Below are 24,843 nucleotides of genomic sequence, written 5' to 3' on the forward strand. Positions count from 1 at the left end.
TAAATGGAGTAAATAAACAAAAAGATTGAATTAAAATCAAATTGCTATTTGAAATTTATCTTTTTCGAAAAAAGAGAAAGATATTTATCAATTAAAAGTAATATTAATGAAACAGTTATGCAAAATTCGGCATTTACAATACCTTACAGCAATGATACAGAAAATGGTCAGTTATAATACCTGTTTCAAAAAAACATATTTTAGTATCAAATTTGTGATTAACTTAATACTTTACAATGGGTTAATTGTATTTTAGGTGTTGTATGGAAGGTGAAAAGATGATATTGCGGACTTTACGCCTTGACTGCAAGGTGTTAAATTGATCACGTTTCCAATAATAAGTTTGTAAAAAAATTCTAAAAAATAGTCTTGTAACACGACCTGTTAACGAGTATCAGACGTTAACGGTGGCTGAGCATTAGCGGAAACTGGCGATTGTAAGCACTGAAACTGAAGCAGGCGAAACTCTTGTATCTTTATATTGAAACGCTGAAGCAGCGACTGGATGCAATTAATCAGCTTAGGTTAGAGCGTGCGACTAACTCAATGAGCGCCGCATTTAAGCAGGTTTATAATTTAATTCCAGTATTATTACACTACCATCATCCAATGATGCCGGGTTATATCAAAGATGACGTTCCTCATGGTGTCTGTTTTTTTGTGCCTGATGAAACCCAACAATTTTGGATTAATGATCTGGAATACCAGTTTACTGGTGTTTTCTCACCCTCCTTTAATGGTGAACTGCCAATTACGGGTATTTACTCAATGGGCAGTACTTCTTCTATCGGGCAGAGTTGTTTTTCTGATTTAGATATTTGGGTTTGTCATCAATCCTGGCTGGATAGTGGTGAAAAAGCGTTACTGGAACAGAAATGTATTTTAATAGAACAGTGGGCTGCTTCACTGGGTATTGAAGTAACCTTCTTTTTGATTGATGAGAATCGCTTTCGCCATAATACCTGCGGCAGCCTGAATGGTGAAGATTGTGGCTCAACTCAGCATATCCTTCTGCTGGATGAATTTTATCGCACTGCGGTCTGCATGGCAGGTAAACGCCTGTTGTGGGCGATGGTTCCTGTGGAAGAGGAAGGAAATTACGATGAATACGTGCTTTCTTTATATGCACAGGGTGTTTTAACCCCGAATGAGTGGTTGGATCTGGGCGGCTTAGGTGAGTTGTCAGCAGAAGAATATTTTGGTGCCAGCCTGTGGCAGCTTTATAAAAGTGTAGATTCTCCTTATAAGTCGGTATTGAAAAGCCTGTTGCTGGAAGCCTATTCGTGGGAATACCCGAATGGCAAGTTGCTGGCGATGGAGATGAAACAGCATTTCCATGATGGCTCGATTGTTTCTTTTGGCCTTGATGCTTACAGCATGATGCTTGATCGTGTTACCCGATACCTTACTGATACTAATGACATGACGCGTTTGGATTTGGCGCGCCGCTGTTTTTACCTGAAGGTTTGTGAAAAAATTCAGGAAGGCGGTGACGATAAAGGGTATTCAGGATGGCGACAGCAGATTATCTCTCAGTTAGCGCAGGAATGGGGCTGGAATAGCGATAAACTGGCAATGTTGGATAACCGTAATTCATGGAAAATCGAGCAGGTACGCGCAGCTCACAATGAACTGCTGGATACCATGATGCAGAGTTATCGCAATCTTATCCGTTTTGCCCGGCGTAACAATTTAAGTGTGAGTGCTAGTCCACAAGACATTGGCGTATTGACCCGTAAATTGTATGCTGCGTTTGAGGCTCTGCCCGGTAAAATCACGTTGGTAAACCCGCAAATTTCGTTGGATTTGTCAGAACAAGATTTGACATTTATTTATGTCCCACCAGGGCGGGCAAATCGTAGTGGCTGGTATCTTTATAATCGAGCGCCTGCAATAGAATCCATCATTGGCCATCAACCGCTGGAATATAATCGTTATTTGAACAAATTGGTGGCATGGACATATTTCAACGGATTGCTGGCGGAAAAAACCCGTATTCATATTCATCATGGTGAGTCTCAGACTGACAAGAAGAAGCTGCGCAATTTGGTGAGTGATATTTCTACTCATTTCCCCATCCGCTTGCCAGCCCCGACACCAAAGGCATTATACAGCCCTTGTGAAATCCGCCACCTGGCAATTATTGTGAATCTGGAAACTGATCCAACCATAAATTTTTCCGATCAGATTGTACATTTTGATTTCAGAAAATTAGACGTGTTCAGCTTCGGTGAGTTACAGCAATGTCTGGTGGATAGTATCGATCTGCTTTACCGTAATTCATGGAATGAAGTGAGAACACTGCATTTCAGTGGCGAGCAATCCATGCTGGAAGCGTTGAAAACGATACTGGGAAAAATGCACAGGGATGCAGCACCGCCAGCCAGTGTTGAAGTTTTTTGTTATAGCGAGCATTTGTGTGGATTGATTCGTACCCGCATCCAGCAGTTGGTTTCAGAGTGTATCGGGTTGCGTCTCTCCAGTAACCGGCAGGATCCTAACCGCTTCAAGGCACTGCGCATTTCTGGTCAAACCTGGGGGCTGTTTTTTGAACGGCTCAACGTTTCAGTGCAAAAACTGGAAAATGCGGTGGAATTCTATGGTGCAATTTCAAATACTAAGCTACATGGTCTGCCAGTTAAAATTGATGCTAAAGAAAAACATCTGCCCTCTGTCATTGATGGATTTGCCTGTGAAGGGATCGTTCAGTTTTTCTTTGAAGATATTGACGGTGATCAAGGGTTCAATATTTATATTCTGGATGAATCAAACCGGGTAGAAATTTATTTCCATTGTGAAGGAAGTAAAGAAGAATTGGTGCGTGATGTCAGCCGTTTTTATTCTTCATCGCATGACCGTTTTACCTATGGCTCCAGTTTTATCAATTTTAATTTGCCACAGTTCTATCAAATCGTTAAGAAAGGCGAACGTACCCATGTAGCGCCATTTATGGATGGTAAGTCACCGTTGGATAATGAGACAAGAAGTATTATTGATTTGGAGCTGGATGAAGTATTCAGGGCAAATAATGATCCGTTTCATTCTTTGTACCACTATTGAGGGGTCATCGTTGTAGTAAGTAAAAGTGCCGTATTTTGGATACGGCACAAGATGTCGATTATTTCAGTAAGGGGATAAAAACTTCACTAAAACTGAAATGGCTCGCCACTCTGTTCTGTGATTGCTTGTGCCAGCATGGAAAGAAAATCATTACCGCTACGGTCGCAAACCCACTTGTTATCCCGGTAATCGAAGTGATAACCGCCATTTTTAGTTGCCAGCCAGATTTGGTGAAAAGGTTCCTGGCGATTGATAATGATCTTACTGCCATTCTCAAAGCTTAGTGTCATTACACCACCATTGGTTTCACAGTCAATATCTGCATCACCCGCATAATTATCCAGTTGTTCTTCAAGATGAAGCATCAATTGATCTGCTAATTGATGAAATTCGCTATCGTTCATATTCATTTCCTATTTGCTTTTCAGGGCCTAACTGCGATTATAGAGAGTATTGGCGTATGAATCACAGGCATTAATTATGATGAACAAACAATTCCGTTGGTCACTTGCTATCATAACATTACTCTCTATTGCGGGATGTGGCTTGAAAGGCCCTCTTTATTTCCCGCCAGCAGAATCCGTTGTACCCCAAACTTCATTGAATAAGGCGCAACCGACGGGCAATATTTCTCAAAATCACATCTCTAAAAACGATATTATTAAAAACAATACCTCAGCGAATGCTTAATAAGCGTAAGCAGATGATGGAATTTCACTTGGAGTAGTATATGCAATTCTCCAAAATGCAAGGTCTTGGCAATGATTTTATGGTCGTTGATGCAGTGACCCAGAATGTTTATTTTTCACCGGAATTAATCTGCCGGTTATCGAATAGACATACTGGTGTGGGGTTTGATCAACTGCTGGTTGTTGAAGCGCCCTATGATCCTGACCTAGACTTCCACTATCGTATTTTTAATGCGGATGGCAGTGAAGTTTCTCAATGTGGTAATGGGGCTCGTTGTTTTGCTCGTTTTGTCCGTTTAAGAGGGTTGACGAATAAACGTGACATTAAAGTTAGTACGCGGTCTGGTCATATGACGCTGAGCGTGACGCACGATGATCAGGTCTGTGTCAATATGGGCGAGCCAGTCTTTGAACCGCAGTCCGTTCCTTTCCGCGCTAACAAAGCAGAAAAAACCTATATTATCAGGGTCATGGATCGTACGGTGCTCTGTGGTGTTGTATCAATGGGGAATCCTCACTGTGTTATTCAGGTTGAGAATGTGGATACCGCAGATGTTGAGGTGCTTGGCCCCATTTTAGAGCGTCATGAACGTTTTCCTGAGAGAGCGAATATTGGTTTTATGCAGGTCGTGAATCGTAACCATATCCGATTGCGTGTCTTTGAGCGAGGTGTTGGAGAAACGCAGGCATGTGGTAGTGGTGCTTGTGCTGCTGTTGCTGTTGGCATCCAGCAAGATCTGTCAGATAAGCAGGTTCGTGTTGATTTGCCAGGCGGTTCCCTGAATATTCGCTGGGATGGGCCAGGGCAGCCACTTTATATGACCGGGCCTGCAACTCACGTTTATGACGGCACAATTCATGTGTAATTGATTCAGTGTGGCTGGAGTTATTTTTGAAATATGGGGCATTGGAAAATGGGTAAAGAAAACAAACCATTGCACACCGAAAACGAATTGGATGATCAGATAGTGGTGGATTATCTGCTGAATAACCCCAATTTTTTTATCCGCAATGCTAATGCGGTCGATAGGATAGAGGTTCCTCATCCAGTACGTGAGTGTGTTTCTCTGATGGAATGGCATATGAACCGTCAGAGAAAACGAATCCGCTATCTGGAAGAAGATCTGATACATCTGGTGGAACAAGCAAAACAAAATGAAATATTGTTTAACCGTCTGTTGCAATTGCTTGCTGAACTTTCTGCTGCCGACAGTTTGCAGGATTTTCTTTCCCGTTTAAGCTTATGGTCAAAAACACTGGGTCTGAGCAACTGCTATATCCGGTTATTTTCTGACAAGTGGTTTCTTGGTGCCCCATTGAATACGCCGGATTTAGCGATATCCCGCAATGCTTTTGAGCCAGTCCGGATCCAACGATTCAGAGACAATAACCATTATTTTGGTATGTTACACGGCCCGGAAATTTTATTGTTGATGCCTCAGGCTCGTCATGTCGGTTCAGTTGCTGTGTCTCTTTTAGGAGAACAGGGAGAGTTGGGCATGGTGATCTTCAATAGCCATGATAAACAACATTATCACGAAGGAATGGGAACTGACCTGTTGGATCAGTTAGTGAAATTGCTGCCGGGGTTACTGTCCCGTTGGATTGAACGAGTATGAGCCAGCCAATCGATTTACTCCTTGAGCCAGTAGAAGCTTTTTTGCACCATCTGCGGGTTGAGCGTCGTCTAAGTCCGGTGACAATAATCAATTATCGTCGTCATCTCACGGTATTGGCAGAAATGTCACTGGAAATGGGAGTAACAGAGTGGCAGTCGCTTGATGCGACTAAGGTCAGAATGTTCGCTACCCGTGGACGTCGTGCTGGGTTGCAGTCTGCCAGCCTTGCACTGCGTCTTTCTTCCCTGCGCAGCTTTTGTGACTGGATGGTGACACAGGAAAAAATAGAGGCTAATCCTGCTAAAGTCGTCAGTACTCCACGCAAAAAGCACCACTTACCCAAAAACATAGATGTGGACGGAGTCAACCAACTACTCAATATCAACCTGAATGATCCTTTGTCTGTGCGTGACAGAACAATGATGGAAGTCATGTATGGTGCGGGCTTACGCCTATCTGAACTGGTTGGCCTGGATTGTCAGCATCTGGATTTGGAAAATGGTGAGATCTGGGTGCGGGGTAAAGGCAGTAAAGAGCGTAAAGTCCCGGTCGGGAGGATTGCATTGGAATGGCTGCAACGTTGGCTGGAAATGCGGGAGCTGTTTGAACCGGAAGAGAATGCCGTTTTCATTTCCACTCAAAGTGGGAAACGGATCTCAGCCCGCAATGTACAGAAACGATTTGAACAGTGGGGAATTCGTCAGGGGATAAACAATCATATTCATCCCCATAAACTGCGCCATTCGTTTGCGACACATATTCTGGAATCCAGTGGTGATCTCCGGGCTGTACAAGAATTGTTGGGTCATGCAAGCTTATCGTCTACCCAGATCTACACCCATCTGGATTTTCAACACTTATCCAAAGTCTATGATGTGGCTCACCCTAGAGCAAAAAGAGGGAAATCATAATGCGTTTTTATCGGCCTCTCGCGCCATTTGTTGCGATGACATTCGATCTGGATGATACACTTTACGATAACCATCCAGTCATCGATAAAACCGAAAAAGAAGTATTGTGTTTTATCAGGCAGTACGATGCCAAATTCAGCCATTTTGACAGCGAAGATCTGTATGTATACCGTCAGGCTGTTCTTGAGATGGAACCAGAAATTTACCATGATCTGACAGCATGGCGACGACAGTCCGCAGAACTGATGTTCAGCTACCACGGTTTTGACCGTGAAGCAGCCATACGTGGCGCGGATGAAATTATGTCATGTTTCACCTATTGGCGTAATCAGATCACCATACCAGAATCGACCCATAACATCTTATCAGTACTGGCAGAAAAAATGCCGCTGGTGGCGATCACCAATGGGAATGTTGAACCTGCTGAATGTGGTCTTGCCCGTTATTTTAAATTTGTTCTGAAAGCAGGCGTGGACGGACGTTCCAAGCCTTGTCCGGACATGTATTATCTGGCGGCTGAACGATTGGAGCTGCCAACAAATCAAATTCTGCATGTTGGTGATAATCTGAAGACAGATGTCGAAGGGGCGCTTTGCAGTGGTATGCAGGCTTGCTGGATTAATGTTGAAAATAAAAACCTGTTACAAGAACCAGAAGGTCGGCTGGTTCCACATGTTGAGATTTCTGACTTGGATTCTTTGATCGCACTGATATAATTTCAGACTGTAATTCTGTATAAAAAAACAGTGACAAAAGTCATTGTTAACAACTGATGGTAATTATGGACGTCTCTTATCTACTCGAAAGCCTGAATGATAAACAACGTGAAGCCGTTGCTGTACCTCGTACCAATATGCTGGTACTGGCAGGTGCTGGCAGCGGTAAGACTCGCGTATTGGTGCACCGTATCGCCTGGTTACTGTCAGTTGAACATGCCTCATCTTTCTCCGTGATGGCAGTAACATTTACCAATAAAGCAGCGGCAGAGATGCGCCACCGCATTGAAAATCTGATTGGCACCAGTCAGGGAGGCATGTGGATTGGAACGTTTCATAGTCTGGCTCACCGTTTACTGCGCGCCCATCATCTGGATGCTAACTTACCGCAGGATTTTCAGATCCTGGACAGTGAGGATCAGCACCGTCTGATTAAACGTATCATCAAGGCGATGAATCTGGATGACAAACAGTGGCCTGCACGTCAGGGTATGTGGTACATCAACGGCAAAAAAGATGAGGGATTGCGCCCTCAGCACATTGAAAGCTACGGCAATCCGGTGGAAGCAACATGGCTGAAAATTTATCAGGCCTATCAGGAAGCTTGTGATCGTGCCGGATTGGTGGATTTTGCTGAGTTATTGTTGCGTGCCCATGAGCTGTGGTTGAATAAACCACAAATATTGCAACATTATCGTGATCGTTTCACTAATATTCTGGTAGATGAATTTCAGGATACCAACAGCATTCAATATGCCTGGATCCGTTTGTTGGCTGGCGATTCCGGTAAAGTGATGATTGTCGGGGACGATGATCAATCTATTTACGGCTGGCGGGGAGCGCAAGTAGAAAACATTCAGCGTTTCCTCAAAGATTTCCCGGCTGCGGAAACCATCCGTTTGGAACAAAATTACCGTTCCACCAGCAATATACTCAAGGCAGCTAATGCCCTGATTGCTCATAACAATGATCGACTGGGTAAAAACTTATGGACAGAAGGCAGAGAAGGAGAACCGATCTCACTTTACTCTGCTTTTAATGAATTGGATGAGGCACGTTATGTTGTCAGCCGCATCAAGCATTGGCTGGACAACGGCGGAGCCTTGAAAGAGTGTGCGATCTTGTACCGCAGTAATGCCCAGTCCCGCGTATTAGAAGAAGCTTTATTGCAGGCTTCTATACCTTACCGTATTTATGGCGGTCAACGTTTCTTCGAACGTCAGGAAATCAAAGACGCTTTGTCTTACCTGCGTCTGGTGGCAAACCGTAATGATGATTCCGCCTTTGAACGTGTGGTTAATACACCTGCGCGTGGGATTGGAGACAGAACACTGGATGTTGTGCGTCAGATGGCGCGGGATCAGCAGAAAACACTGTGGGAAAGCAGTCTGATGCTGATCCAGGAAAAAGTGCTGGCAGGGCGGGCCGCATCTGCCTTACAGCGTTTTATTGAGTTAATTGATGCGCTGGAAACTGAAACACAAGAGATGCCATTACATATACAGACTGACCGGATTATCCGTGATTCTGGCTTATGGGTGATGTATCAGCAGGAAAAAGGCGAAAAAGCGCAAGCACGTATCGAAAACCTTGAGGAATTAGTCACGGCGACCCGCCAGTTCAGCTATCAGGATGAAGACGAAGATTTGATGCCATTGCAGGCTTTCTTGTCCCATGCTGCGCTTGAAGCAGGTGAAGGGCAGGCAGATGCCTATCAGGATTCTGCCCAGTTGATGACTCTGCACTCGGCGAAGGGATTGGAATTCCCGCAAGTTTTTATTGTCGGTATGGAAGAGGGTATGTTTCCAAGCCAAATGTCCATTGAAGAAGGGGGGCGTTTGGAAGAAGAGCGCCGTCTGGCTTACGTGGGTGTGACAAGGGCGATGGAAAAACTGACCCTGACCTATGCCGAAAGTCGTCGCCTGTACGGAAAAGAAGTGTATCACCGCCCATCCCGTTTTATCGGGGAGCTACCGGCAGAATGTGTCACTGAAGTTCGCCTGCGGGCAACAGTGTCCCGTCCGGTGAATCATAAACGGCTGGGAACACCGATCAGCACTAATGACAGCGGTTATGCCCTGGGGCAACGCGTCCGCCATCCTAAATTTGGTGAAGGGACGATTATCAATATTGAAGGCAGTGGGGAGCATTGCCGTTTGCAAATCGCGTTTCAGGGTGAAGGCATCAAGTGGCTGGTGGCTGCTTATGCCAGACTTGAAACCGGCCAATAATAATCCGGTCGAATGTTGACAGGTTTTTTCTTCTATACCCAATGGATTTCAAGTTGCGTCGCGGTGGCAAGGGAATGACAAATTCGTCGGGAACGAATTTGCCCAGCCAAACGCTGGCCTCCTGTGAGAGGTAGTTTGAAATACAACGGGTATGAGCGTAACATTCGCGCCTTACGATAAACGTAGGGAGTATAAGGAGACTTATGGTACATGCTGAACGCATTTAAATTAGAGAATAATCGCCTGCTCCGTCTCGAACTTGAAGAAGGTGATAAGTTATCCGACTCCATGTGGGTGGATTTGGTTGGACTGGGAGATAATGATCGGCTCCGGGTCCAGAACGAATTAGGACAAGCCCTGGCGACCCGCACTGAACTGGATGATATCGAGGCTTCGGCTCGTTTTTTTGAAGATGAAGATGGTATGCACGTCCACTCATTCTTCTATTTTGAAGACGCTGAAGACCATGCTGGCAACTCGACAGTCGCATTTACCATTCGTGACGGTCGTCTCTACACACTGCGAGAGCGTGAACTCCCTGCATTCCGATTGTACCGAATGCGCGCCCGTAACCAGACTATGGTTGACGGGAATGCTTATGAATTGTTGATGGATTTGTTCGAAACCAAGATCGAACAGTTGGCTGATGTGATTGAAAATATCTACAGCGTACTGGAATCCCTGAGCCGGGTGATTATGAACGGTAAACAAGGGGATGAATTTGATTCCGCTTTGTCTAACCTTGCTGAACAGGAAGATATTGGCTGGAAAGTGCGCCTCTGTCTGATGGATAGCCAGCGCGCCCTGAACTTTCTTGTGCGCCGGGCCCGTTTGCCTGCCAACCAGTTAGAACAGGCGCGTGAGATCCTGCGGGATATTGAATCCCTGCTGCCACATAACGAATCCCTGTTCCAGAAAGTTAACTTCCTGATGCAGGCGGCAATGGGCTTTATCAACATCGAACAGAGCCGGATTATCAAAATCTTCTCTGTTGTTTCCGTGGTCTTCCTGCCACCAACGCTGGTAGCTTCAAGCTACGGTATGAACTTCGAATTTATGCCGGAGTTGCACTGGACATTCGGCTATCCTGGAGCCATCGGTCTGATGATTGCAGCGGGACTGGCGCCTTACCTCTACTTTAAGCGGAAAAACTGGCTGTAATCATTCCGATCCTCATTCTTTCTTTTAAGTAGCAGCTTTGCTGGCTACTTCAACTGTCCCCCAGTTACATAGTCAGCTATGTTTCTGGGGGCTGTCTCTCGTTATACTGCGATTTGAAATCTATTAGAGTGGTATCTGTATTCAGTAATTTCACTTAATACAGATAGTTGTTGTGGGAACTATCAAATTTGGCAGAGCGCTTATGCTTAATTGAGGGGGAATATGTTCCAACTAGAGTTTCACCTTGAAGTGCTGAATGAAATTTCCCGGTTAAATAAAATAATAAAAGCTAAAGTTTTGAATGCACTGGATAAGCTGGAAATGCGAGGTTATGAATTGCGTTACCCAGATACGAAACCTATCCAAGGACAGCTTCTTGAATTAAGGACAAACGGGAAAGATGTATCGAGGACTTTTTTGCATTTAAGAAAGACAGAAAAATCTATATTCTTCGTACCTTTATCAAGAAAAGTGAAAAAACACCAACCTCAGAAATTGAACTGGCATTAAAACGACTGAAGGAGTTACTTGATGAAAGTTAAAGGTATTCCATACTCTGACGTTAAAGCTACACTGCTTCAAGATCCTGATGTTTTATCAGCGTATTTGGCTGAGAAGAAAAAAGAAGAGATGAGAGAGTTTCTCATTAATATGAGGAAGAAAGCAGGTTTAAATAGTAGCCAACTTGCTGAAAGGATGGGAATTAGTCAACCAGCAGTCAGCAAATTGGAAAACAACGCAATCAACGCGAACTTATCCCGACTTGAACGCTATGCTAAGGCGTGTGGTACTTCATTGAAAATAAGCTCAGAAGATGGCGAACTTCGCCTATTTTGAATCTATTCTTCTTTTTCAACAAGAACTGACCCTATACCAAGACAGTTTCGGGTCAGTTCAGTAATAATACGATTTATTTCCGCAAACGACGCTGTGTATAAAGCGCATCCAGCGTAAACAGAATCAGGGCAGCCCAGATAAAACCAAAAGTGATCAAACGATCTGGCCCAATCTTCTCACCATAAACTAGGGTCGCTAACAAGAACATTATGGTTGGGCCAAGATACTGGAAGAAACCTAGCGTGGATAAACGCAGATGTGCAGCTGCTGCGGTAAAGAACAACAGTGGCACAGTCGTAATAATACCGGCAGCAATCAGCATCAGGTTCAAGGAATAGGTATTATCCAACATATTACTGGTTGGGCTGTCAGTGAAGAACAGCAGGTAACTCAGAGCGACAGGGAATACCCAGACTGTCTCAATTAACATGCCCGTTTGTGCATCCACCCCCAGCTTTTTGCGGATCAAACCGTAGACGGCAAATGTTGTCGCTAAATACAGACCAACCACAGGTACAGAGCCAAATTGCACGACTTGGATGAGTACTCCTGTAAAGGCTAAAGCCACGGCAATCCACTGCATACGCCGGAACCGCTCACCAAGAAACATCATACCAAGTAACACACTCACCAAAGGGTTAATAAAATACCCCAGACTTGCTTCAATGAGATGGTTATTATTGACTGCCCAAATATAAGTTAGCCAGTTACTAGTAATCGTGAAGGCAGTAAAACCTAACAATAGCAAGAGCTTTGGTTGACGGATAACTACCCGGACCTGACGCCAGTGACGAGTTACTGTCAGCATCAGCACCATAAAAAATACAGACCATATAACACGGTGCGATACGATTTCATCGGGAGGAACATATTGTATGCTCTTGAAGTAGATGGGAGCTAACCCCCAAATCAGGTAGGCACCTAAGGCATACAGGATACCTTTGGCTGTCTGTGGTTTGTTCATAATATCCTTGAATGTTCAGAGAGTGTTCAGAAAACGAGAAGAGCTTGTTAGATGTTAGCCCATAGAGCCGTACAATGTGTCATTGGGTTAAGCAATTTACAAGAAGTTAATGATGTAAATAATCAATAAAATTTTTCCATCCATATTATCAGGTTTTTATGCTGATTTAATATTTATTTTTGAAACAATACTCTAAATTAGACTGAATAATGTATTTTTTACATAAGTAATTTGAATATCAGATAGGATATAAAAATGTTCTAACTTGGTAAGTGAAGTTTACACATTTACATCATCAAATTACCTGAATCCCATTATCGTTCTAATTGGTAATTCAGATTTATCAGGGCAATCCAGTCCTCGTATTTTGACCGCAAGATCGTTATTTCTCAATTCATTACATAGTTGTGCAATGTCTTTTGGAGTCCAGTAGATGTTTTTTCCATATCCTATTCTCTGAATTGGGTTTAATAAACTTTCCACACCACCCGCTTTTAATATTCTGGCAACGATTGTTGCGCAATTTTTACTGAAAGTACTATAACTATGGCTCACATGGTAATTGCCATATGTTTTCCCAATATAGATTTCATTCTTTTTTTCCTGCATTTTTTCAACATCTAAGTTGATAAGCAAATATTCCAGATGGGGTTGTATTATAAAATCTTTCTGAATATTAACGAAGGTTCCTGCAAATGATAAACCTCCCCGAGGCCTGTTGGGGTCAGAATAGAAACTGACATAATTATTATCTGTTGGGCGCAGTGCAGATGTTGAAGGCCAATCTCTTTCGGTAACGTTGTAAGGAACAGGAGAGCCGGCACCCCGTGAGAAGATAGAACCCCCTGAAGGGCTTCTTTCATGTCTTGAAAAAATGGAAGAAGCTGAACGTCTTCTTTCATTTGGTGGTATGGGGCTTGCTGGAGTGGAATTTGACGGCGTTGAATCTTCTGTAACCCCAATTGGCCAGGGGCATTTTGGGACTCCACCGATATAAATAGAGGCGTGTCCTACAACAAATCTGTGGCAGGGATACCAGATATAGACAACGGCAGAGACGGGTTTCCCTGCGAGGATTTCTTGTTCTGCTTTGGTTCTTGGGATCATGGCTAGTTCTCTGGTTGGTGTTTCAATAAATGACTTTATAAAACAAGTTGTTGTGGTTTTTTGTATTGCCGGAATTGTGGTTATTGAAATGAGTGCTGTGTAACGGCTGATGCAGCACGGTTTGTTATAAGTAGGGGTATCATATACCCAGAGTGAAAGGGTGTTAATAGGTGATTTGGGTTATTTGTGGTTGGAATACGTGCCGCAAAACGGCAGGCCAAACCAACCCGCCGCCTGCGAACACCTTAAGAGGTAGTGGCTAAACAGGCAGGGTTTGATATTGGCGGCACACTCATCGTTAAAATTATGGACGACTGTCTGGTACTGATTCCTGACAGCGACGACATACGCGGCTATCCAGCAGCAGTACAGCGCCAAAAAGACCAGCTCAGTGAAATTAAACTTAGGATGCGGGAGGTGATTGGAGTATAATTAAAAGGCCAGAATATCACGTGGATCGGGTTTTTCTGGTTTTTTACTCATAATCATTAAGCGATATTTTAAATAGTAATTTATTAAATAACCCGAATTCCTTATCCAGAATTCAGGTTAAATAATAAAAGGAAATTTCATGCCATAATATTTTCCTATATTATCTCTTATTTTTTTATGTTCTATTATAGAGTTATGATCTCCATTGATTATTTTAGTAACACTAAAAAATTCAAGATTAGGTAGTTCATTTAAAAAGTAAATATTTTCTGCTTTCTCGACATGAAGAGATTTTAATTGTTGCATTTCTTTTATGAACCCCCAATCAGAATTTTTAATATGAGAGCCAAACCAAAGATGCTTTATATTTTTAATTTTAATAACTCCTTTGAGATCGCTCAAAGAGCGGGCTTTATCTATGTATAGCATTTCAAGGTTTTCTAAAGATTCTATTCCGTCAAAGTTTTTTATGGAAGTGTTTATTATAGCTAATTTTTTTAGTGAGTGAATTTTACTAATTTTTTCAAAATTAGACTCTTTAAAATCAAACAATTTTAGGCGTGATAAGCTATACATATCATTTAAGTCAAGGCCATTTATCTTGTATTGACAAATAAACCTATCTAAGTTTCTGAGAGATGAGAGATCTATGCTAGGAAAAGAATCAAATGAAAATATTGACAAAGATTTTAGATTTATAAAATTTTCTAAATCAAAAAGATTCCAGCCTTTATCTATAGAGTCATTATTCTCAGATGATATACTGATATTATATATTTTCTCTATTTGAGGTATTTTTTCATATATAAATCTAAAGTTTTCTGAGTCCAGACCTACAATATTAACAATGTCACAATTATAGTCAGCTATTAGATGAGCATAATCATGGAAAATACCAGCAGCACAGGTAAATTGTATTTTACCATAATATTCAGGTATCCTCATTATATTATAAAAGCCTTGATAAGGGAATTTATGATGATTGTTATCAATCAGACCAGAGAGTAATAATTCGCTCATAATAGATATCCTACCTCCCAATACCTGAATTAAGCCCAAGAAAGTTATATAAAATATCACAAGCTTCTGTGTTAACTGCATGCTGTACTGTTGGACTAGAAATTTTAAATTTAGTTGCACCAGGTGAGTTTTTTTCATTCAATAGATTAAAATTATTATGAAAACGGAAACCATGTAACTCCATCAGACGATATTCAACCATTTCTGCAAAATCTTTCGCTCTGACTCCATGTTGAGAGGCTATGCTCCTTAAATCTTTGTGCATTCCTTTGTCAATAGCTGCATCATAATAAGACTGTTGTGTTTTACCATTACCTAAATTAGTCTGTGTTGCACTGTAGCTACCATCCTGTTTTGTACGACACCGTGTAGACTTCATATAACGACGACGATCTCCCATGCCAATATACCGATTTCCCAGTTTCGTTATAAAGATATAAACACCACTTAATCCTAGGGAATCAATCCAAATTAGCGGATTAGGTACATATTGGTAGAGATTAACTCCACCCATTAATTTGATTGGATCTGGCGTCAGGTAACATCCTGCAACCGGCGAGTAATACCTGAACCGATTGTAGACCAGCCCACTTTCTTCATCCCGCCACTGCCCGGCGAACTGGTTCCCCGGATTCAGTTCCGCATTTTCCCCCAACACCCCCAGACGCAGCCCGTACAGGCTCTGCGGCGGCTGGCGCCAGACCCGGTGCCCGGCGGTATCAAACAATGCCAGCGGCTCGCCGGTCGGGGCACAGACCGCGTACTGGGTCTGGATGTCTCCGGCGACCAGCTCGTGGCGGTTTTCCGGGTTCAGGCTAAAAAACTGCACCTGCTGCGCCAGCAACTGCCAGCCATCAAAAACTAAATGCCGTATGCTGTACAGCCGGTTGTGCCGGTATTCGCGGATTTCCGCCGGCACATCGCCGTCCCACAGATAGGTGGTGCGCATATTGCCCTGTTCATTCACTTTCTCGGTGCGCCGCCCGAAGGCATCATAGCGGTAGGTCCAGTGCTGGCCGCCCGGGGCCATCACCCCAATCAGCTGGTTCTGGCTGTTCCAGCGGAACTTGGTCAGTTGCGGCCGGTGGCCGTCCTGCCACAGCTGCATGGCGGTCATCCGGCCGGCGTCGTCATACTCAAACAGGTGTTGCCCGAGCTGGCGCAGCCGGTGCCCTTTCTGGTACAGCCGCTCCCCGTCCACCTCGTTGACGCCATCGAAACGTCGGGCTGGATAACCGCAGGTGTCATATTGATAATGTTCCCGTAATCGATCACCGTCACTGACTGAGGTCACTTGTCCATTACCATTAACCATATAACGCAGCCACTGCCGTTCATCATTCGCTGCCACCAGATTAAGTGCATCATCGTAACGATATTCGCGATCTAACCCCGCCAATGTGGGTTGCGGGATATCGGCCACTTCATGAGCAGCAAAAAACTCGGTGTTACGTCCGGCACGTTGGGAAGTGAGCAGCCCCATTAACGAGTGTTCCTGTCGCAGGATAAAACCCTTATCGGACTGGCGATGCCATTCGTTTCCATCCTTATCCCGCTCAACGGTCAGAGAATGGTCTCCGTTGATTGCCAGTAAGCTGAGTTCCCCAACTTTATTAACCGCGGTTTTTGCCTGCCAGAGCCGGCCATCGGGTGTGTGGAGCTGCCTTTCTGTTGTAGTGTTGTCGGGATACTCGCGGCGAATTTCCCCGTGTGGCTGGGTTTCCCGGATAAGGCGGCCTTGTTCATCGTATTCGAATATTAAAGGAAGGATGTCAGGTGCAGTGACTTCCAGCAGACGGCCAATAATGTCATAGCGGTAACGGGTAGTTCCTTCCGGCGTATGTACGGCTGTCAGCCGTTGTGCGGCATCGTATTCATAGCGAGTGATATTGCCCAGCGCATCGCGTTTTTCAGTGCAGTTATCGTTGAGGTCATAAGCGTAGTGCCATTGGGTATCCGCATAGTCGGTTTCGGTAATCACCCGCCCGTCTGCATCCAGCGTATAGCGGTAGCTTTCGCCTTGTGGTGTGATAACTTCCAGCAATTGCAGACTGTCGGGGTCATAACGGTACTGCCAGCGGTTTCCTTCTCCATCCACACGTGCGAGAGGTAAATCAAATGGCCCGTATTCAATCTGCCATTTTACTCCATGAGCGTCCGTCCATTCGGTCAGATTACCGTGGCGATCATGGCGGAAACGTTCGATACTGTTATTGGGACGGTCACTTAAAGAAATGCGGTGATGGCGATCGTAATCCCAGCGCCAGAGTGCGCCGCCACCCGTGGTCATGCGTCGCAGGCGATCCTGACTGTCATAGCCCAGTTGCAGGCTGCGGTTCTCTTCATCAAACAGTTTAGTCAGGCGTTGATGACGGTCATATTCCCAACTGCGCTTGTTGCCGTCACTGTCTTCTATGGCAGTGACCAGACCAAATTCGTTCCGCGTCAGAGTGGTTTTGTGTCCATCCGGTGCGATAAAACATTCAGGGTTGCCTTTATCATCATATTGCTGCCACCAGACTTGTCCGAGTGGGTCCGTCATGCTGATAAGGCGATCGGCATCATCATAGTGATAACGCCATGTTGCGCCGAGGGCATTAGTAAAGGCAGTCACTAATCCGGTATCAGCAAGATAGTCGAAGGTAAGAATTTCACCTTTCGGTAAAATCTGGCGGCGCAAATTTCCCCATTCATCGTATTCATAGCGAGTGATGCTGCCGCACGGTGTTTCCACCTGTGTTACTTGTTGCTCATCATTGTAATGCCAGGTTGTCGTGTGACCTTGTGGCGTGGTTGAATGGGTGATGCCCGGTTCATAGGAGAGATGAACCGGATAGAACCCTCCAGAACCCACGCTATAGATGCAGCGCCCCTGTTGATCGTAGACGTAATCCACCGCCGTTTGATCATGATCAGACCAGCGGCTGATTAGTCCTTGCTCGTTGTATTCATAAAACAGGTGATAGGTCTGTGTACTGTCTGCATCGGCCAGCCAGCCGTTATCGTGATAGCCGTAACGCGCCAGCATTTCATTCAGGCCATTATCGGTACGACGGATCTCTTCCAGTAATCCATCTTCGCGATACAACAACGCTAATTCAGGGCCATCGCTATGGGTAACTTTTATCAGTTGATTCCGTTCACTGTAATGGAACTGGATGGTGTTATCGTTATGGTCGCGATATTCGCTCAGCCACAAACGTTGGGTACTCTCTTTGTCTGGATCACTTTCCGTGGTTGCAGGGAAGACAGTAGCGGGGAAAGTAAAATACTTACTGATTAAGCGGTCGCGATCACTCAGGATAAGCCCTTGCTTATATCGGCTCAGTTTGAAATTGGGGTGTTCAGGGTTAATGCTGTGGTCGTAACTGGCTGGCAGGGCAAAGAGGAGTGAGGCGCCTTCTGTCGTCAGAATTTCTATCCGATCGCCTGTGATAAGCACACATTCCGAGAAGTTATCCAGCCAGTTTTCCCCCAGCAATCCGCGATGGCCGGGAGACCAGCTGCGGATAAATTGCAGCGGTATTGTCTGCCCTAACTCGATATCAATACGTTGGTCAAACAGAGTGCCGGTGGTCACGTCTATCGGATCACCTGTAAAGAATTTCTTGACGCTTTCCGTATAACGCTTCAGGCCTTTATTCTGCTTGAAAGCGTTTTTGGCACAACTGATGTTGTTAGTGATTTTTCCGGGGAGATTTTTGATTTTTTGGGCCGCTTTTTCAGCACCTGCTTTGGCACCGTCAATAACAGCTTTCCGGCCCGTTTTAGTCAATAGTTTTGCAAAGCCTTTTATGGCGCCTCGTGATGGTGGGATAATAAACTCCACCGCAACGAGCAAAGCCCGCTGCCAGGCTGGAAACTCTTCCTGTATTTCAAGATAGGTGCCTTGGCCTGAGCCGATAAAGACTTTACTTGCACCACCTTTGATAGTTGAGCCACACTCCAGTTTATCTTTGATCCGCGCGGCGGGCTTTTCGTTGATAAATACACTTTCACTGCCCTGAGCGATGCGGGGTGCTGGATGATTTTTGCAAGCTGCTGTGTCTGACTCCACCCGTGCCGCGGGTTTGCCTTCAATAAAGACATTAGGTGAACCCGTGGCAATCACCCCGGCTGGCGGGTTACAACTCTCGATAGCATCTGTGACTGCCGAGCTGGCTTTACTGATGAGATCACCAAAAGCAAATGTGGCCAGAGTGCCAACAGCTATCACAGCCAAGCCGCCTGTTGCGCCGATCAAAAATGCCGCCGCACCAAAAATCGCGGCACCGATCAACGCTCCCACAATGACACCCACAAGTGCTCCTAAAAAACTTTTGTGTTGAATAGGATCTCCCATACGTGCAGCCGCAGGGCCTAATTCTCGTGCCGCTGGTTGCAGTTGCTTGCCAGCATGGGTTGCACCCACCCGCGCAGTGCGAGTGACAATTTCATCCATCAGTCCCATAACTGACCCCCTGTCAGGTCGCCTGAAAACTACTGACTATTGCCAGCAGAGCGTTACGCTGCCCTTCTTCAAACGGCTGTGGAGAAGTCAGGTTAAAAGCCAGCAGCAAATTGCCCCGTATTTGCAGTACTACAGTCTGGTGCATCTCACCTTCCGGGCTTTGCCATTGGTAGTCCAGCCGCCAGGCGGGTGCACCGCTGAGTTCTATCTCCAGCCTTTGGTGCTCTTTATAGCCGGGGAGATGGGTTTCAAACTGAGTCAATGTCTGGGCGTAGTAGGCGGTGTGGTCAGAGCCCATCGGCACGGGTGTGCGGTTAATCACTAAATTGACGCCACTGTCATCCGGCAGAACAAATACCTGCATTGACTCATCACGCCAGCCAGCGGGTATAGCTAAGGTTCCTTCATTCATCTGGTAGATTTGTTTACTCATGGGTGCTTCCTTTATCACTCTGTTTTTATCGTCATGGTTTAGTTCAGCTGAATCTGATCCTTACCGTTGATAATGATGTTTTTGCCGGTGATATGAATGTTGCCCTCTTTATCCAGCGTGATACTGGCACCGCCTGCGCTGACTTGGATGCCACCGTTGACAGACTGGATAGAAATGTCTTCTTTGGCGCTTAACTGGCTGCTTTTCTCCACCGTAACTTGCCGCTTGCCGTGAATGGTGCTGGTTTCTTCGCCGGTCACTTCCTTGATGCGATCTTTACGCACCGATATCACCTGATTGTTGCCGATGCTTTCGGTGTGATCGTGTTTCACCTGCATGGTACAGTCGTTGAGGACAGTGGTGCACATATTGTTCAAAACGGTAGTATTCATATCCTTCTGCGCATGCAGGGCAAGTCGTTCACTGCCTTTCGCATCCTCAAACAGCATCTCGTTATAGCCCTCTCCCTTATGGGTTTTGGAGCGAAATGACATCTGGGTTTTGCTGCCGGGTAAGCCGCCGGGAGGGATATTGCTGGCGTGATAGGTTCTGCCGATAACGATAGGCTGGTCTGGATCCCCATGTAAGAAATCAACCACCACCTCCTGACCGACACGGGGAATGGCGAGCATCCCCCAACCCTGTCCTGCCCACGGGTGGGTAACACGTATCCAGCAAGAACTTTGATCATCACTGCGGCCATAACGATCCCACGGAAACTGGAGGCGGACACGGCCATATTGGTCACAGAAAATTTCCTCTCCGGCAGGGCCGACGACTTTGGCGATTTGCGGCCCATCGACGATGGGTTTTGGCAGTGGAGAAGGGCGCCAGGTCTGGGTCTGGCGGATAAAACTAAACTGGCTGTTCAGTGTCGTACCGCTGCCACTGATTTCCTGTTCTAACGCTTGTGGTTGATAACCAGTATGGCTGGCGGAAATCACCTGCCACGGTTGATTCCATTCTTCACGCGGATGGTTGGTCAGGGTGAAGAGCCGCCCCGGTTGGATGGCGATGGCATAGCCGTTGCCATGTCCTGTCATCGCATCGTTGCGCAGTGCTTCGAGCCGGTAGCGGGTAAAAGCCGCACCATGCTGTTCATCTTTGAAGCGTCCGGGATAATCGTAATGCTCGTAATAGAGCTTCTGGAGATTGTCCTCTTTCATTTGCTGGCTGAATTCTGCTGCCCAGGCCGGATTCTTAAAGGTGTAATCCTTAAGTTGTACCTGTGCCGGCCGGACCTGCGCGCGGTTGGTGATACTACTGACAGAAACATCACCGGTAGAGCTTTGTTCACTGGGTTGGTAGGGAAGTTCGATACCCAACGGTACTGAGCCAGCATCATCGGCAAAGACCAGCGTATTACGCCCGTTGCCACACTCAAAAAAGTAGAAAATGCCCTCTTCTGCCGTTAAACGCTGAATGAAAGTGAAATCGCTTTCCTGATATTGCACACAAAATTCACGCTCTGGATGTGGCTGGCGCAAACTAAATACCACATCACGAATGCCGTGTTCCTTTAAAATGGTGGTGATAATGGTCACGATATCCCGCTGTTGGAAGATACGTGAATTTTGGCGCAGTGTTGTACGCCATAAATCCGGACGGATAGTCATCTGATAGGTGGTCTGATGTAATCCGGTACTTCCCTGTTCAAAGCTGGATACCATGCCACTGATGTTGCGCTGTTCGGTTTCTCCCTGCAAAATCGTGAGGGTGGCCGTGTGATCGAGCACAGTAGAAAAATCGATAGCCGGATCAGCACTTGCCAGACCAATATTCAGTTGAAAAGGTTGTGAAAAAACCTCTGTCAGCGCGAAATCAGTGACCACAAAAGTTTGGGGTGGCAGGCTGCCTGCGGTCAGAGTGAACAGAAGTCCGCCGGATGAATTACCGCCAGTTTGCCGGCTCTTCTGAGAAATAATGCTCTTTTTCAGTGACATAATTTTTCGTCCTTATTTAATGTCGCTATTGGTGCGATATTTGGGTAGCTGTTATCCTTAATTTCTCTTTTAACCAACGATTCGCCGGGAATATTTAATGTGGGAATATTGAGGGCGATCAGGAACTGTATTGTTTAAACTTTTGTCGCTCAGATAATAATCTACAAGATATAGCAGGTGTTTATTTAGTATGAAAAATAGTCACTGCAATGTGATTGCAATCACTCAATAATTTATATAAATCAAATAATTAAAAACAAAATATGGTGTTGAAAATCAAAGTGCTTGTCTGCGGGTAGTGAGATAGGAATGTGTTATTTATTCAACATGATGGAATTATAAAATAACTGAAAAATGACACGAGTATTTCTAAATAAAGTGATAAATTGACAAGAAATTAGTGGGAATTAATATTTCAGGTTCAATCATAATTTAATAATTGGCGGGTTTATCTTGCAAAAAAGGAATGTGTTTTTTATCACATCCCCCTATTTCAGAATTCAGAACATTATATTTAAGAATATTGAATATCACCCAATCAGATAAGTCCCTGTTGCACTGGCGATATGTACCTGTTTTTCATTGTGCAATTCTATTCTGGCGACAGATACTTTATTTCCGGCACGAATGATATTACTGCTGGCAGTAAATACTTCACCACGTCCGGGACGCAGGTAATCAACACGCAGATCTATAGTACCTATTGTAGGCAGGCGCTTTTGTAGCTCTTCCATCGTAATGACTTTCATCGTGGACAATGCACAGCCAGTACAGACCAAGCCTCCAGCAACATCAAGTATTGAAGCTATAACGCCACCATGCAGGATCTTCTGGATTATATTACCCATCAGCTTATCTTGATTGAAAAACTGAAGCTCTGCGTAGTCTTCTTCAAAACGAACCAATTCAAGCCCCAAGAGTTGGTTGAATGGCATATGATAAACAAACACCTCACCTATAAATTTACGCGCCTCTTCTTGTGTTAAAGGTTGGGTTGGTTGCTGTATCGTTTCCATATTGGATTTCCTGAAAATTAAAAAATAAATTTACTGATATTAGATAGTTATTTTTGGTTAATAACTTGTTAAGTTTATGCTTTTATTTTCCAGCTTGCCAGTCTGAGAAGCGCTTCGAAAAAACAATTTTCTGAAGAAAAAGTTGCTATAAAAAATGCTCATTTCGTGTTTAGAATGTCTCAGCAATAAACAAGCAGTGGTTAATGGTGGTGGAGAGCGGGGTTGGATTACCTATTGTCGAAACATGTTCGCTTTTATACACAAGTATTTAGTGGGCATGGTGAGCCGATAATTGATGACAACTTCAAGCAGACCCAATTTGGCATCAATGCCATGCTGAATGATATACTGTAATAGCTTCTATATGTAAATCGTTTAAATAAATAGCTTTGAATAAATAATTTCAATAATTGAGGAAAGGCGTGTCTACCGCAGAAGTCATCAGCACGGCATCGCTGGCTGAACAAATATTACGAAAAACATTCGGATATCAGCAATTTCGTCCCGGACAGCAGCAGGTAATAGACGCCGTTCTTGATGACCGTGATTGTCTGGTTATTATGCCGACAGGTGGCGGTAAGTCGTTGTGTTATCAGATCCCTGCTTTGGTCAAAAATGGGTTGACGCTGGTCGTTTCTCCATTGATCTCATTGATGAAAGATCAGGTTGATCAATTGAGAACAAATGGCATAGAAGCGGAGTGCTTAAACTCAACTCAAAGTCGTGAGCAACAATTCGATATTATCCGGCGTTGCCGTCAGGGAAATATCAAACTGCTTTATATTGCACCGGAACGGATGGTAACTGATAACTTTCTCGATCATTTACATGACTGGCATCCGGCTTTGCTGGCAGTTGATGAAGCGCACTGTATTTCTCAGTGGGGACATGATTTTCGGCCGGAATATCGTGCGCTTGGACAACTGCGCAGACGCTTGCCTGATCTTCCTGTTATCGCACTGACAGCCACAGCAGATAAGACCACCCGACAGGATATTGTTCGCTTGTTGGAGTTGCGTGATCCCATCATTCATATCAGCAGCTTTGATCGCCCTAACATTCGCTATACATTGGTTGAAAAATATAAACCTCTTGATCAACTCTGGTCATTTGTTCGTAGCCAGCAAGGAAAAAGCGGGATTATTTACTGCAACAGCAGGAACAAAGTGGAAGAGACCGCAGAACGACTACAAAAACGGGGATTGAGTGTCGCTCCTTACCATGCGGGGCTGGAGAACAATCAGCGTGCCTGGGTGCAGGATGCTTTCCAGCGGGATGATTTGCAGGTAGTTGTTGCGACAGTTGCGTTTGGTATGGGGATCAACAAACCCAACGTACGTTTTGTCGTGCATTTTGATATTCCCCGTAATATTGAATCTTACTATCAGGAAACGGGGCGTGCAGGGCGGGATGGTCTGCCAGCTGAAGCAGTACTGTTCTACGACCCGGCAGATATGGCGTGGCTACGCCGTTGTCTGGAAGAAAAACCCGCTGGCGAACAGCAGGATATTGAGCGCCATAAACTTAATGCCATGGGGGCGTTTGCTGAAGCGCAAACCTGCCGACGCCTGGTATTGCTCAACTATTTTGGCGAAAGCCAGCAAACCGCCTGTGGCAACTGTGATATCTGCCTTGATCCACCGAAACGTTATGATGGTTTAGTCGATGCGCAGAAAGCCTTGTCCTGTATCTACCGCGTTGGACAACGATTTGGTATCGGCTATATTGTAGAAGTGTTGCGCGGTGCTAATAATCAACGTATCAGGGAGTTCGGGCATGATAAATTGCCCGTTTACGGTATTGGCAAAGAACATAGTCAGGAACACTGGATGAGCATCCTGCGTCAGCTTATCCATCTGGGGTTAATCAACCAAAATATTGCCAATTATTCTGCATTACAACTGATGGAAGCGGCACGGCCTGTTCTGCGTGGCGAGGTGTCTTTGCAGCTTGCTGTGCCTCGAATTCAAAGTCCAAAAAGCAGAAATCAACAAAACAAATCATACAGTGGAAACTATGATCGTAAGTTATTCGCTAAGCTGCGGAAATTGCGAAAATCCATTGCTGATGAGAACAATATTCCGCCTTTTGTCGTTTTCAATGACGTAACGCTGATTGAAATGGCAGAACAGTGTCCAATAACACCCAATGAACTTCTGCTTATTAACGGGGTCGGGCAGCGTAAACTGGAACGTTTTGGTGATGCCTTTATGGCACTGATCCGTGATCATTTCGAAGGATTTGAATAACCGCA

General features: G+C 44.9%; 19 protein-coding genes and 2 pseudogenes. 13 read left to right on the plus strand and 8 right to left on the minus strand.

The genetic code is table 11. The annotated features are described in order from the left end of the window. Positions 1–468 precede the first annotated feature (468 nt). Positions 469–3,060, plus strand: a complete 2,592-nt coding sequence (locus tag BDD26_RS01465) for a class I adenylate cyclase (RefSeq protein ID WP_038267184.1) — start codon at positions 469–471, stop codon at positions 3,058–3,060. 86 nt (positions 3,061–3,146) lie between these two features. Here BDD26_RS01465 and cyaY read toward each other — a convergent pair whose 3' ends face one another. After that, positions 3,147–3,464, minus strand: coding sequence for an iron donor protein CyaY (cyaY, locus tag BDD26_RS01470; RefSeq protein WP_038267187.1), 318 nt, complete (start codon positions 3,462–3,464; stop codon positions 3,147–3,149). Between the two features lie 79 nt (positions 3,465–3,543). On the opposite strand from cyaY, the gene lptM reads away from it, so the two are divergent. From lptM to BDD26_RS01515, 9 genes and pseudogenes are all read left to right on the plus strand, one after another. Beyond that, positions 3,544–3,750 (plus strand): LPS translocon maturation chaperone LptM, encoded by a 207-nt coding sequence (lptM, locus tag BDD26_RS01475; protein ID WP_170140432.1) that lies wholly within the window; start codon positions 3,544–3,546, stop codon positions 3,748–3,750. Positions 3,751–3,790: 40 nt separating this feature from the next. Continuing rightward, the gene (dapF, locus tag BDD26_RS01480; protein WP_115825353.1) at positions 3,791–4,615 is read left to right on the plus strand and encodes a diaminopimelate epimerase; all 825 of its coding nucleotides are present in this window, start codon (positions 3,791–3,793) and stop codon (positions 4,613–4,615) included. Between the two features lie 48 nt (positions 4,616–4,663). Next, positions 4,664–5,368, plus strand: a complete 705-nt coding sequence (locus BDD26_RS01485; RefSeq protein ID WP_170140356.1) for a DUF484 domain-containing protein — start codon at positions 4,664–4,666, stop codon at positions 5,366–5,368. After that, positions 5,365–6,279, plus strand: coding sequence for a tyrosine recombinase XerC (xerC, locus tag BDD26_RS01490; RefSeq protein WP_038267197.1), 915 nt, complete (start codon positions 5,365–5,367; stop codon positions 6,277–6,279). The genes BDD26_RS01485 and xerC overlap by 4 nt, the downstream gene beginning before the upstream one ends. Beyond that, positions 6,279–6,995, plus strand: coding sequence for a 5-amino-6-(5-phospho-D-ribitylamino)uracil phosphatase YigB (gene yigB / locus BDD26_RS01495; RefSeq protein WP_038267200.1), 717 nt, complete (start codon positions 6,279–6,281; stop codon positions 6,993–6,995). Before xerC ends, yigB begins: the two co-directional genes overlap by 1 nt. A 65-nt stretch (positions 6,996–7,060) precedes the next feature. Then, entirely contained in the window at positions 7,061–9,226 is a 2,166-nt protein-coding gene (gene uvrD, locus BDD26_RS01500; protein ID WP_483409847.1) for a DNA helicase II, read from the plus strand. 210 nt (positions 9,227–9,436) lie between these two features. Continuing rightward, positions 9,437–10,387 (plus strand): magnesium/cobalt transporter CorA, encoded by a 951-nt coding sequence (corA, locus tag BDD26_RS01505; RefSeq protein WP_115825356.1) that lies wholly within the window; start codon positions 9,437–9,439, stop codon positions 10,385–10,387. 222 nt (positions 10,388–10,609) lie between these two features. Further along, positions 10,610–10,929 (plus strand): annotated as a pseudogene (locus BDD26_RS01510) (type II toxin-antitoxin system RelE/ParE family toxin). Then, entirely contained in the window at positions 10,919–11,224 is a 306-nt protein-coding gene (locus tag BDD26_RS01515) for a helix-turn-helix domain-containing protein (protein WP_115825357.1), read from the plus strand. Before BDD26_RS01510 ends, BDD26_RS01515 begins: the two are co-directional and overlap by 11 nt. Positions 11,225–11,297: 73 nt before the next feature. On the opposite strand, the gene rarD is transcribed toward BDD26_RS01515, so the two are convergent. Both rarD and BDD26_RS01525 read right to left on the minus strand, forming a co-directional pair. Then, positions 11,298–12,188: an EamA family transporter RarD gene (rarD, locus tag BDD26_RS01520; RefSeq protein ID WP_115825358.1), complete on the minus strand. Its 891-nt coding sequence runs from the start codon at positions 12,186–12,188 to the stop codon at positions 11,298–11,300. 300 nt (positions 12,189–12,488) lie between these two features. Continuing rightward, on the minus strand, positions 12,489–13,295 hold the full coding sequence (locus tag BDD26_RS01525) for a hypothetical protein (RefSeq protein WP_115825359.1): 807 nt from the start codon (positions 13,293–13,295) through the stop codon (positions 12,489–12,491). Between the two features lie 255 nt (positions 13,296–13,550). Between BDD26_RS01525 and BDD26_RS19340 the strand changes: the two genes are divergently transcribed. Next, positions 13,551–13,727, plus strand: coding sequence for a SymE family type I addiction module toxin (locus BDD26_RS19340; protein ID WP_147298993.1), 177 nt, complete (start codon positions 13,551–13,553; stop codon positions 13,725–13,727). A 117-nt stretch (positions 13,728–13,844) separates the two neighbouring features. Here BDD26_RS19340 and BDD26_RS01530 read toward each other — a convergent pair whose 3' ends face one another. The 5 genes from BDD26_RS01530 to BDD26_RS01550 all read right to left on the minus strand — a co-directional run bounded on the left by BDD26_RS01530 (position 13,845) and on the right by BDD26_RS01550 (position 22,589). After that, positions 13,845–14,747 carry a hypothetical protein gene (locus tag BDD26_RS01530; protein ID WP_115825360.1) on the minus strand — a complete coding sequence of 301 codons (903 nt, stop codon included), beginning with the start codon at positions 14,745–14,747 and terminating at the stop codon, positions 13,845–13,847. A 10-nt stretch (positions 14,748–14,757) separates the two neighbouring features. Further along, positions 14,758–19,197, minus strand: a complete 4,440-nt coding sequence (locus BDD26_RS01535; protein ID WP_115825361.1) for an RHS repeat-associated core domain-containing protein — start codon at positions 19,195–19,197, stop codon at positions 14,758–14,760. 13 nt (positions 19,198–19,210) lie between these two features. Further along, positions 19,211–19,630 carry a DUF1795 domain-containing protein gene (locus BDD26_RS01540; protein ID WP_115825362.1) on the minus strand — a complete coding sequence of 140 codons (420 nt, stop codon included), beginning with the start codon at positions 19,628–19,630 and terminating at the stop codon, positions 19,211–19,213. Between the two features lie 38 nt (positions 19,631–19,668). After that, a complete protein-coding gene (locus BDD26_RS01545) occupies positions 19,669–21,573 on the minus strand; it encodes a type VI secretion system Vgr family protein (protein WP_115825363.1) in 1,905 nt (634 codons plus the stop codon). A gap of 530 nt (positions 21,574–22,103) precedes the next feature. Further along, positions 22,104–22,589, minus strand: a complete 486-nt coding sequence (locus BDD26_RS01550; protein WP_115825364.1) for a thioesterase family protein — start codon at positions 22,587–22,589, stop codon at positions 22,104–22,106. A 205-nt stretch (positions 22,590–22,794) separates the two neighbouring features. Here BDD26_RS01550 and BDD26_RS01555 point away from each other — a divergent pair. Next, a pseudogene (locus BDD26_RS01555) lies at positions 22,795–22,943 on the plus strand (phospholipase A); the annotation flags it as partial. Positions 22,944–23,011: 68 nt separating this feature from the next. Next, positions 23,012–24,838, plus strand: a complete 1,827-nt coding sequence (recQ, locus tag BDD26_RS01560; RefSeq protein ID WP_115825366.1) for an ATP-dependent DNA helicase RecQ — start codon at positions 23,012–23,014, stop codon at positions 24,836–24,838. The last annotated feature ends 5 nt before the right edge of the window (positions 24,839–24,843 follow it).

This window comes from Xenorhabdus cabanillasii (assembly GCF_003386665.1).
In the GTDB taxonomy this organism is placed as follows: Bacteria; Pseudomonadota; Gammaproteobacteria; order Enterobacterales; family Enterobacteriaceae; genus Xenorhabdus; species Xenorhabdus cabanillasii.